Consider the following 11,193-nt stretch of genomic DNA (forward strand, 5'->3'; position numbering starts at 1 on the left):
TAGAAAATGATAATAATTTAAAACTTTTTTATTGCAGATAAAATTGTTGTTTTCTGCTAACTAATAATGTACAAAAATGCCATTACACCAAACATTAACAGTATTAATAAAACAAAAAAGTACTTGAAAAATTTCTTCAAAAAAGTGGATTCACTTTTTCTATAGCCCCTGATGGAATAAGTTCTTGGAACTAAATCATAATCATTATTGAAATTAAAAAACATAATAATCACCCCTTAATTTAAATTATACAACCTTGCATATCCAAAATCTAGTGGATAATGTTAGCAAAGTTTATACTATACAACTTAAGAAGGTTGATTTTCTGGTGTTTTTGAAAGTTTCATTAAGAAAAATGGCAAAATTTAATTAAGACTCTAGCTGCTCCCATGTCACAGAAAATTTCTCTTAACATGTGAGCAGTACTGCATTAGCAGCAAAAAGTCTTAAAAACACTGACAATAAAGCCTGATTCCCAATTTATAGACGTTCTTCAAGCTTCTTTTTTTCGTCTTCAAACCCTGGTTTTCCAAGCAGGGCAAACATATTTTTCTTGTACGCTTCAACACCTGGCTGGTCAAAAGGATTCACTCCAAGAATATACCCACTGATACCACAAGCCTTTTCAAAAAAGTAAACCATATTTCCAAAATAGTACTCATTAATCTGTGGTACAGTTATTAAGAGATTAGGAACACCACCGTCATTGTGAGCAAGTATTGTTCCTTCCATTGCTTTTTTGTTGACAAAATCTATATCTTTATTAGCTACAAAGTTAAGACCATCAAGGTTTTCCTTGTCTTCTTTTATTACAATGTTCTTTTTTGGTTTATCTACTTTTATTACAGTTTCAAATATGTTTCTCAAGCCATCCTGTACATATTGTCCCATTGAGTGAAGGTCTGTTGTAAAATCAACTCCTGCTGGGAAAATTCCCTTTTGATCTTTTCCTTCACTTTCTCCATAAAGTTGTTTCCACCACTCGGTAAAAAAGTGTAGTGAGGGTTCGTAATTTACCATTATTTCAATTGTTTTGTTTTTTCTGTATAATGCGTTTCTCACAACAGCATATTTATAACAGTCATTTTCTTTTAAGTCAGGGTTATTATATAATTTACAGGCATCAGCAGCCCCTTCCATCATACTGTCAATATCTGCTCCCGACACAGCAATAGGAAGCAGTCCAACAGCTGTCAAAACTGAAAATCTTCCTCCTACATCATCAGGTACTACAAAAGTCTCATATCCTTCTTCATCAGATAATTTTTTCAAAGCACCTTTCTGCTTATCAGTGGTAGCATATATTCTTTTTCTAGCACCATCTCTGCCATATTTATTTTCCATATACTCTTTAAAAATTCTAAATGCTATAGCAGGCTCTGTAGTAGTTCCTGACTTAGAAATAATATTTACAGATATATCTTTTCCTTCAATTACCTCGAGTAACTCTGCAATATATGTAGAACTAATATTATTTCCTACAAAATAAATTTGAGGTGAATTTCTCTTTTCTTTTGGCAGCTCATTATGAAATGTATGTGAAAGCATGTCTATTGCTGCTTTAGCTCCTAAATACGAACCTCCAATTCCTATAACAACTAAAACCTCTGAATCAGATTTAATTTTTTGGGCTGCTTTTTTTATTCTTGAAAATTCCTCTTTATCATAGTTTAAAGGAAGATCCACCCAACCTAAAAAGTCATTACCTGCTCCTGTCTTGTTGTGAAGCATTTCATGGGTTGTCTTTACAACATCCTCAAGATATGATACTTCATTGTCATTAACAAACTCCCCTGCTTTTGAATAATCAAACTTAATTTTTTCCATGCAAAAAACCTCCAATATATTTTTCTCTAATGATATTTTACTAAACAAATACATAGATTAAATTTGTTTTTATTTTAACAAATGATACCTCTTAGTGCAATAGAATAATTTAATGTTGGGAGTATGTTATTTTTATATTTCTAGAAATGATATTTCACATTTTAATAAATTTTAGACAAAATTATAAAATATCTTCTTACAAGGTTTTTATTTCTGTGTGTTTTATTTTGTTTTTTGCTAAAAATAATGTTGAAGCACAAAATAAAACACTTAGTAAAAAAAGGTTGGTGAATTAATATGGCTAAAAGAAATACGCCATTAGTACCAGAAAGCAGAGATGCTCTTAATAAATTTAAAATGCAATGCGCTGAAGAAATCGGACGTTTACAATATGTAAAAGAAAACAACGATCACTATAAAGGAGATTTACCTTCAAGAGTTAATGGAGAACAAGGTGGACCTATCGGTGGACAGATGGTTAAAAGAATGGTTGAACTGGCAGAAAAACAAATGCACTAAAAAAAGGAGGCAGTGGCCTCCTTTTTAGAAGTTAGATGTTAGATGTTAGATGTTGGATGTTGTAACCAGGGGGACTGCCCCCCCTGGTTTTTTGGTTTTCTGGTTTCTTTTATCTTAGTTCTGCACCAATGTTCTTTTTAAGTCCATCAAGGATTTTTTTCATAGCCTTATTTACATCTTCTTCCTTAAGGGTCTTGTCAGCTGCCCTAAATGTTATGGAATAAGCCACACTTTTCATACCATCAGGAACCTGCTTACCCTTATACACATCAAAGAGTTTTATTTCTTCTAAAATTTTGCCGCCTCTTTGTTTTAATATATCTTCTATTTCTTTTACCAATACTTCATCTTTTACAAGCATTGCAATATCTCTTGTCATTGCTGGGAACTTCGGAAGTGGCGTGTATTCAAACTCTAAAGATGCATTATCAACAAGTTTCTCAATTTCAATTACACCTATATATGTTCTTTGAGGACATTCAAATTCATCTGAAACATCAGGATGAATTTCTCCTATTGTGCCTACATACTGATCATTTATTTTTACAACTGCCGTTCTTCCTGGATGAAAAGTTGGATTATTCTTCTCTGGAACAAAATCATATTTTGTTATTCCAAGTACTGAAAATAATTCTTCTACCACGCCCTTAAGTGTATAAAAATCAGCTTTTCCATACATACCTAATGTCAATACAGGTTTTTCAACTGGAAGCTCTTTTACCGGCTGTTGTTTTGGAATATACACAAATGACTTTTCAAAAAGTCCCACTTCTTCTATCCTTCTATTGTAATTGGTGCTTATCACCTGAAGCATTTCTGGAATTGTTGTCGTTCTCATAATGCTAAAATCTTCTCCAAGTGGATTTTGTATATCCACTGTATTTCGAAGCTCACTTTCTTTTGGAAGCTTAATTCTGTCAAATACCTTTGGGCTTGTAAAAGAATAGGTATATGTTTCAGATAACCCACATGCAATCATTGTATCTTTAATCATATCCTCTGTTTTTTGCTTAAAAGTTTTCTTCCCTAGTGTAGAAGCTTTACCTGATAAAAGTGTTGCTTCTATATTATTGTACCCATAAAATCTAGCTACTTCTTCAGCTAAATCAGCTTCCCTTTCTATATCCTGTCTAAAACTTGGAATCTTAACAGTTAAATCACTCTCATTAACTTTAAATTCTAATGATTTGAAAATTTTTATCATTTCCTCTACTGTAACATTTGTACCTAGAAGTTCATTTATACTTTGGGGACTAAACTTAAGCTCTCTATCCTGTTGCTTTTTCTCATAACAATCAATTACACCTTTGCACACAACACCTGCATTAAGCTCTTCTACAAGCTGCACAGCTCTATCTACTGCCAAAAGCGTGTTTTGAACATCCAACCCCTTTTCAAACCTTCCTGAAGATTCTGTTCTAAGCCCAAGTTTTTTTGCCGTAATTCTAACTGAAGGACCATTAAAATTAGCAGACTCAAATAAAATTGTCTTGGTCTCTTCACTTATTTCTGAATTTGTAGCTCCCATAACGCCTGCCACTGCCACAGGTCTTTTTTCATCTGCAATTACAAGCATTGATGAATCAAGTTTTCTATCTATATCATCTAGAGTTTTTATCTCTTCACCTTCTAAAGCTCTTCTTACAATTATTTTTTGACCCTCAATGTCTGTAAGGTCAAAAGCATGCATAGGCTGACCGTATTCTAACATTACATAGTTTGTTATATCAACAATATTGTTTATAGGTCTTACCCCTGCCGCTTTGAGCCTATCTCTCATCCATTTAGGTGAAGGCTCTATTTTTACATCTTTAACTATTCTTGCTGCATATCTTGGGCACAAATCAGCATCTTTTATTTCTACTTCTGCATATTTTTGAGCTTCATCTCCCATTTCTTTAAGGCTTATATCAGGCTTTTTAAAGTCTTTATTTAAGGTTACAGCTGCTTCTCTGGCAAGCCCAATAATACTCAAACAATCCGGTCTGTTTGATGTGATTTCAAATTCTACAATAGTATCATCTAGTCCTAAAACCTCTTTTATATCAGTTCCCACTGGATAACTCTGTCCAATTATATAAATCCCATCATCAGGAGCGTCTGGATAATCTTCTTTAGAAAAACCCAATTCCTCTACTGAGCACATCATACCCTCAGATACCATTCCTCTAAGTTTCCCTTTAGATATCTTTTTGCCTTCTGCTAAAGTGGCTCCAGCTAAAGCAATTGGAACTAAATCTCCCTCATTTATATTATCTGCCCCTGTTACAATTTGAATATCTTCATTTCCCGTATCTACTTTGCAAACTTGAAGCCTGTCTGCATTAGGATGCTTTTCCATTGATAAAATTTTACCAACTACAACTTTGCTAATTTCTTCTCCCTGCTCTTCAAGTCCCTCAACTTTAGAGCCTGACATGGTCATTTTATCAGCAAAATCCTTATATTCTAAATCTATATCAACATAATCTTTAAGCCAATTTATTGGTGCCTTCATAATAATACTCCTTTCAAAATATATTTCAACATATTTATTTTAAAACTGCTTTAAAAATCTTATATCATTTTCATATAAAAGCCTCATATCATCAATATTAAACCTTCCCATGGCTGTTCTTTCAGCTCCAAGTCCAAAAGCAAAACCGCTATAAACTGAAGAATCTATTCCACAACATTCTAAAACGTTAGGATGTACCATTCCTGCTCCTAAAATTTCAATCCAGCCTTCACCTTTGCACACTCTGCATCCTTTTCCTCCACATGTCCAGCATGAAACATCAACTTCCGCACTAGGTTCAGTAAAGGGAAAATGATGAGGTCTAAGTCTTATATCAGTCTTTTCTCCAAATACGCTCTTTGCAAAAATCTTTAATGTACCTATTAAGTCTCCCATTGTAACACCTTTATCTACCACAAGACCTTCTACCTGATGGAATATAGGAGAATGAGTTGCATCCACTGCGTCTGAACGATACACTCTCCCTGGGCATATTACTTTAATTGGAGGCTTTTTGTTCTCCATAACTCTTATCTGAACAGGCGATGTCTGGGTTCTTAAAAGCATGTTTTCATTTATATAAAATGTATCCTGAACATCTTTTGCAGGATGATTTTCAGGAATGTTTAGTGCTTCAAAGTTATAATAATCTTTTTCAACTTCAGGACCTTCTGCAATTTCATAGCCCATACCAATAAAAACTTCTGTGATTTCGTCTATAACACTAGTAAGAGGATGCTTTTTTCCTAAGCTTTTTACTTTGCCAGGCATGGTTACATCTATGACTTCCTCTTTAAGTCTTAAGTCTCTCTCTTTTTTGGCAAGTTCTTTTTTTACATCTACCAGTCTGTTTTCTAAAAAACTTCTTATTTCATTTGCCATCTGACCTACTACAGGCCTTTCCTCCGGTGTTAAAGAGCCCATACCCCTTAATACAGAAGTAAGTTCACCTTTTTTACCTAGGTATTTAACTCTTACATTTTCTAATTCTGAAATAGTCTCAACATTACTAATTTCAGCTTCTGCCTTATTTTTAATGCTGTTTAATTGCTCTTTCATACCTTGTATTCCTCCTTATAATCTTAATTATATTTACAGAAAACTTTTTAAACATCTCAGTGCTCAAGACCCATATAAAAAACCTCCATCCCTATGGGACGAAGGTTATATCGCGGTACCACCCAATTTTTTATACACCAAAAGGTATAAACGCTCAATGCAAGTAACGGTTGCTGCCGGCATCTCCTACTTATTATTCATGTTCAGGATACGGCTCCAGAGTGAACTTCATCAGCTTTTCTTTTCTTAAAGATACTTTCAGCCTATGGTATCTTTTCTCTTTAAATTAGCTAAAAGCCGCTTACTCTCTCTATCATTGCCTTTATTTAATAGTTTTCATAAATTATAGCACAAATCAACTCTACACACAAGAGGTCAAATATTTTAAAGATGTATTTTTAATATGTGTATAAATACCCTTTAATTATTCCGATACTTATAGTGCATGTTATATAAATGCTTGCTCAATACTTATATTTTAAGCTATAATACAAAGGTACTAACTATTATTACTAACACTTTAAAAATGTGAACTGGTAAAAAATTATATAACTATTATAAGGATGTGAAAAAATGTCAAGTGTTACTTTTCCAAAAAACTTTATATGGGGTAGTGCAACATCCTCTTATCAAATTGAAGGTGCCTTTAATCAGGACGGAAAAGGCAAGTCCATCTGGGATAGTTTTTGTCATACCCCAGGGATGATTCAAAATGGGGATACAGGTGATATTGCATGTGATCACTATCATCGCTATAAAGAAGACATTTCTTTAATGAAAAAGATTGGGCTTGAGTCCTATAGATTCTCTATTTCCTGGCCTAGAATTTTTCCTGAAGGAAAGGGTCAGGTTAATGAAAAAGGATTAGATTTTTATAAACGTCTTACTTACGAACTGTTAGAAAACGGAATTAAGCCTGCTGTAACTCTTTATCACTGGGAACTCCCCCAAAAACTTCAAGATATAGGAGGCTGGCAAAATAGAGATTTAACTGATTATTTTGCCGATTATGCTGGATTTATATTTAAAAAATTAGGAGATCTCATACCTTTTTGGATTACTCATAATGAACCTTGGGTAACTGCCTTTTTAGGACATATGACAGGGGAACACGCTCCTGGAATCAAAGACTTGAAAACCGCTTTAGACGTATCACATAATCTTTTACTCTCCCATGGTAAAACTATTGATATTTACAGACAGCTAAACCTATCAGGAAAAATTGGTATGGCACTTAATTTTTCAACTAAATATCCTGCTTCAGATAAGAAAGATGACATTTTAGCTTGTGAACTATCAGATGGAGTTTTAAACAAATGGTTTTTATATCCCCTGTTTAAAGGTGAGTATCCTCAAGATGTAGTTAAGTTTTATTCAGATAGGGGAATTAATTTTGATTTTCCTTCAGAAGATATGAAAATAATTGGTGCTGATATGGACTTTTTAGCAATAAATTATTACACATCAGAATTTGTTAAATACGATCCTGTTAATGGCTTTGCAGGCATAAATGATAAACTTAATCAATTTGAAAAAACTCAAATGGATTGGATTGTATACCCAAAAGGCTTATACGACCTTCTTTTGCGTCTTGATAATGATTGTAATAAAATAGATTTGATTATAAGTGAAAACGGTGCCGCCTTTGAAGATAAAATAGATGAAAGTGGCCAAATTAATGATGTCAAAAGAATGAACTATATTAAAGAGCATCTAATACAGGCACACAAAGCTATTGAAAAAGGCGTAAACTTAAAAGGATATTATTTATGGTCTTTAATGGATAATTTTGAGTGGAGTTTCGGATACACAAAAAAATTCGGTATTATACATGTAAATAACAAGAACCAAAAAAGAACAATAAAAAACAGTGGCTATTTATACAAGGACATTATAAAAAATAACGGCTTTTAAATAAAACCTCGATACATCACCTAACTTAAGGAAGGTGTCTTACAGCGAATCCAATAAGTTTTCACTATATAGGTGGAGTAAACTCTCCACCTTGATTATTATTTAATCAAGGAGTCTAAAACTATAAATTTTAATTAAATTAACATATTCAGACTTTTTATTCCTTTTCAATTCTACCCATCCTTCTTTGCAGTCCCCTACTACTCCCTTTGTACCTATTTTAAAAACCTTTGAACAAAATGAATGATATAAAACAACTCTTCTGCCGACATACTGTTTTAAATAGTTATTATTCATAATAAAATAACCACCCTTCAAATTTATTTCACCAGTTCAAAAAATGAATGTGGAATTAGCAGCAGTCAACAATATGTCCAGCGATTTCCAAAATCAATCTATATAATAATTGATTTTTTTACACACAAATGGTATGAAATTTATCTGAATTTTACAGCAGTTCCATATACTAAAATCTCTGCTGCCCCCTGCATTACATTGCTTGTAGAATATCTTACATTAATGATTGCATCTGCTCCTAATTTTTCAGCTTCCTGAACCATTCTCTTTGTTGCTAAAGCTCTTGCATGATTAATCATTTCAACATATCCCTTTAACTCACCTCCTACAATAGTTTTAAGACCACTCATAAAATCCCTTCCAACATGTTTTGTCTGAATTGTCGAACCTTTGACAATAGACAAAGTTTCAACCTCTTTTCCTGAAATAAAATCAGTATTTACTAAGATCATCTTTTTCTTCCTCCCTTATTTCGTTTATTCTTTCAACTAGTACTGTAATAAATGGTGCCATAATAGCAAGTAATACTACACTTACAATAATCTTAACGGCTACTGGAATATCTATATCTATTAATATAGGCAACCCTATGGATATTATAAACAAAACTATAAATATAATTATTAATACAGGCATAATAACTTTTTTCACATTTTTTACCCTCTTTCCAAAAATTATATTTAGTCATGTGCTTTAAAAACATTTTTTAAATAGTCTCCTTAAAACAATTATACCATGTATTCATGGTATAGTTAATAGTTAATTTGTACTGTAGAAAATATTATTTTAAATATTCTTTAAATTTATTCCCTTCCATCTTTAAAATAAATTCTTTATATGCATTTTTCTCCACAAGAGCATTTTTCAGGCTTTTTTCTGCAAAAGCAATATTTTTATCATCCACTTTTCCATTACCCTGAAACAAAAACACCCTGCTGTGATCTTCGCTTAAAATATACACTATCATACCTTTTGCCTTAAGATATTTAAGGCTGGCTTTAATAATACTCTCTTCGACACAGAGTTTTTGTGAAAAAACCTCTGTATATTCTCTTCCGTCCTTATTCTTTATAGTATATTTTATTGTCCCTAAAAAATTCATTAAAAAGCCTTTAAACGAGTAATCCGGCATAAGTGTAAAATTGATAATTATATTTTCAGGATCAGCTAGTGCTATAATTTCTCTAAATATGGATGTATTTGCAGGGGGAGAAAGAAAAACAACATCTTTTTTGGGTTTTATATTAAATCTATTCACTGTATCGTCTATGGAACACTGTGACCTTAACCCTTCATAAAAAATTTGTGCATCTTTGTATTTTAATAAAAGAGTGTTAATGGCTAATTTTCTCTCATCAATAATATTTCCTTCAAAAAGCACTTTTTTAATACCTGAACTCTCAACCATATGACCTAGTGTCAACTGAATATTATTGTTGCCTCTATATGTATTTATTCCAATTTTGTATGTGATATCAAATATTTTTCCCTCTAAAGATTTGTCTTCACCAAACCATTTAACAGCTGGAATCCTTATATTGTTTTCATCTTCTAGAACCATTATATGGTGATTTTTCTCAGTCTTTCTATCACTTATAACCCTTACATTTGAAGAATAAAACTCTGGAGCTCGAAACCCTTCTCCATAAGGACCTGCACTTTGAAGTCTAGAAAGAAGTTCTTCTGAAATCTCTTCAAAGCAAAGCTCCATATCCACATCTGCTATTATTGTATCTTTAATAAAATATTTTTTTTCTGCTGTTATTTCAATTTCTCTGACAAAATCCTCAAGGTTCTCTTTTTTCAACGAAAGACCTGCTGCCTGTGAGTGCCCGCCAAATTTCAAGAGATTCCCACTGCATTCTTTAATCAACTCATATATATTTATTTCCTCTATTGATCTGGCAGATCCTACTACTGTACTTCCATCATCTTTAATCGAAAGTAATATAGAGGGCTTTCCATATAATTCACAAATTCTACCTGCTGCTATTCCAACTATTCCATGATGCCAAAACTCTCCATATAGTACCAAAACAGTCTTATTCTTTTTTTGTGTCTCAACCATTTCTATGGCCTCATCAATTATTTTTTGTTGAACCCTCTTTCTTTCACTGTTGAGAATGTCAATTTTTTCTGCCATCTCTTTAGCCAAATCCAGTTCTTTACACAAAAGCAACTCCACTGGAAGCCTTGCCGTATCCATTCTTCCTGCCGCATTTATCCTTGGTGCTATCTGAAATGCAATATCCTCTTCATTATCTATACTTCCATTCTTATTTACTATATTAAAAAGTTCACAAAGTCCAATTCTTTCGGTATTAATCAAACATGGCAGTGATTTTTTTAAAAGGTACCTGTTCTCACCATTAAGACTTACCACATCTGCAATAAGTGACATTGCTAAAAGATCTAAAAATTCATCTCCAATATCACTATCGCCTTTTTCTTTTAAAAGAGCTATGCATAGAAAATATGCCATAGCACAACCCGAAATATTTCTCGCTCTGTGACCTTCTTCTAAAAGTTTGGGATTTAATATAACATCTGCACAAGGAGTTTCATCAGGAATGCTGTGATGATCAGTTAATATTACATCCATTTTAAGTTCTTTTGCCAAATTTATCTCATTTATATTGGATATACCACAATCACAGGTTATTATCAATGATACCCCTTTTTTATGAAGATTTTTAATAACTTCCTCATTCATTCCATACCCTTCTGTAAAGCGATCTGGAACATGATAAATTACAGACTCTGTGTAGTTTTTAAGACACTCTACAAGGGTAACCGTACTTGTAACACCATCAACATCATAATCACCATAGATACATATCAGTTCTTTAGAATCTATGGCTTTTAAAAGCCTTTTTACCGCTCTGTCCATATCAGGAAATTCTTCCGGCAGTGTAGGACTGTAATATTCATCATTTAGCATGATTTTGACGGTGTCAGGGTTTTTATACCCTCTGTTGTAAAATATTCTTGCAATAAGATTATCTTCTCCACAGGCTTCTATAAGCTCTATAGGTATTTTTGCTCTTTCATTTAATATATTTATCGCTACATCCACTTTT

Annotated in this window: 9 protein-coding genes and 1 other annotated feature; of the genes, 2 read left to right on the forward strand and 7 right to left on the reverse strand. The window is 32.7% G+C overall.

Translation table 11 applies throughout. From position 1 onward, the window contains the following. Nucleotides 1-480 precede the first annotated feature (480 nt). Nucleotides 481-1,827 carry a glucose-6-phosphate isomerase gene (locus tag RBH29_RS11385; protein ID WP_306696950.1) on the reverse strand — a complete coding sequence of 449 codons (1,347 nt, stop codon included), beginning with the start codon at nucleotides 1,825-1,827 and terminating at the stop codon, nucleotides 481-483. Between the two features lie 297 nt (nucleotides 1,828-2,124). On the opposite strand from RBH29_RS11385, the gene RBH29_RS11390 reads away from it, so the two are divergent. After that, the gene (locus RBH29_RS11390; protein ID WP_306696951.1) at nucleotides 2,125-2,346 is read left to right on the forward strand and encodes an alpha/beta-type small acid-soluble spore protein; all 222 of its coding nucleotides are present in this window, start codon (nucleotides 2,125-2,127) and stop codon (nucleotides 2,344-2,346) included. A 109-nt stretch (nucleotides 2,347-2,455) separates the two neighbouring features. Here the strand turns inward: RBH29_RS11390 and pheT are convergent, their stop codons facing one another. Both pheT and pheS read right to left on the reverse strand, forming a co-directional pair. Next, a complete protein-coding gene (pheT, locus tag RBH29_RS11395; RefSeq protein ID WP_306696952.1) occupies nucleotides 2,456-4,843 on the reverse strand; it encodes a phenylalanine--tRNA ligase subunit beta in 2,388 nt (795 codons plus the stop codon). Nucleotides 4,844-4,882: 39 nt separating this feature from the next. Next, nucleotides 4,883-5,902: a phenylalanine--tRNA ligase subunit alpha gene (pheS, locus tag RBH29_RS11400; RefSeq protein ID WP_306696953.1), complete on the reverse strand. Its 1,020-nt coding sequence runs from the start codon at nucleotides 5,900-5,902 to the stop codon at nucleotides 4,883-4,885. 91 nt (nucleotides 5,903-5,993) lie between these two features. Then, nucleotides 5,994-6,228, reverse strand: a binding site (T-box leader). Between the two features lie 247 nt (nucleotides 6,229-6,475). On the opposite strand from pheS, the gene RBH29_RS11405 reads away from it, so the two are divergent. Beyond that, a complete protein-coding gene (locus RBH29_RS11405) occupies nucleotides 6,476-7,816 on the forward strand; it encodes a GH1 family beta-glucosidase (RefSeq protein ID WP_306696954.1) in 1,341 nt (446 codons plus the stop codon). A gap of 102 nt (nucleotides 7,817-7,918) precedes the next feature. On the opposite strand, the gene RBH29_RS11410 is transcribed toward RBH29_RS11405, so the two are convergent. From RBH29_RS11410 to recJ, 4 genes are all read right to left on the reverse strand, one after another. Continuing rightward, a complete protein-coding gene (locus RBH29_RS11410; RefSeq protein ID WP_306696955.1) occupies nucleotides 7,919-8,113 on the reverse strand; it encodes a DUF6897 domain-containing protein in 195 nt (64 codons plus the stop codon). Nucleotides 8,114-8,253: 140 nt separating this feature from the next. Further along, nucleotides 8,254-8,565, reverse strand: coding sequence for a YbjQ family protein (locus RBH29_RS11415; protein WP_306696956.1), 312 nt, complete (start codon nucleotides 8,563-8,565; stop codon nucleotides 8,254-8,256). Then, nucleotides 8,546-8,764, reverse strand: coding sequence for a hypothetical protein (locus RBH29_RS11420; RefSeq protein WP_306696957.1), 219 nt, complete (start codon nucleotides 8,762-8,764; stop codon nucleotides 8,546-8,548). The genes RBH29_RS11415 and RBH29_RS11420 overlap by 20 nt, the downstream gene beginning before the upstream one ends. A 130-nt stretch (nucleotides 8,765-8,894) precedes the next feature. After that, nucleotides 8,895-11,189, reverse strand: coding sequence for a single-stranded-DNA-specific exonuclease RecJ (gene recJ / locus RBH29_RS11425; protein WP_306696958.1), 2,295 nt, complete (start codon nucleotides 11,187-11,189; stop codon nucleotides 8,895-8,897). Between the last annotated feature and the right edge of the window lie 4 nt (nucleotides 11,190-11,193).

This window comes from Herbivorax alkaliphila, assembly GCF_030848475.1.
In the GTDB taxonomy this organism is placed as follows: Bacteria; Bacillota; Clostridia; order Acetivibrionales; family Acetivibrionaceae; genus Herbivorax.

Bases quoted from the DNA above. Each gene is read 5' to 3' on its own strand.
- RBH29_RS11385 (WP_306696950.1), bottom strand. From the start codon at position 1,827: ATGGAAAAAATTAAGTTTGATTATTCAAAAGCAGGGGAGTTTGTTAAT.
- RBH29_RS11415 (WP_306696956.1), bottom strand. From the start codon at position 8,565: ATGATCTTAGTAAATACTGATTTTATTTCAGGAAAAGAGGTTGAAACT.
- RBH29_RS11405 (WP_306696954.1), top strand. From the start codon at position 6,476: ATGTCAAGTGTTACTTTTCCAAAAAACTTTATATGGGGTAGTGCAACA.
- pheS (WP_306696953.1), bottom strand. From the start codon at position 5,902: ATGAAAGAGCAATTAAACAGCATTAAAAATAAGGCAGAAGCTGAAATT.
- RBH29_RS11410 (WP_306696955.1), bottom strand. From the start codon at position 8,113: ATGAATAATAACTATTTAAAACAGTATGTCGGCAGAAGAGTTGTTTTA.
- RBH29_RS11390 (WP_306696951.1), top strand. From the start codon at position 2,125: ATGGCTAAAAGAAATACGCCATTAGTACCAGAAAGCAGAGATGCTCTT.
- pheT (WP_306696952.1), bottom strand. From the start codon at position 4,843: ATGAAGGCACCAATAAATTGGCTTAAAGATTATGTTGATATAGATTTA.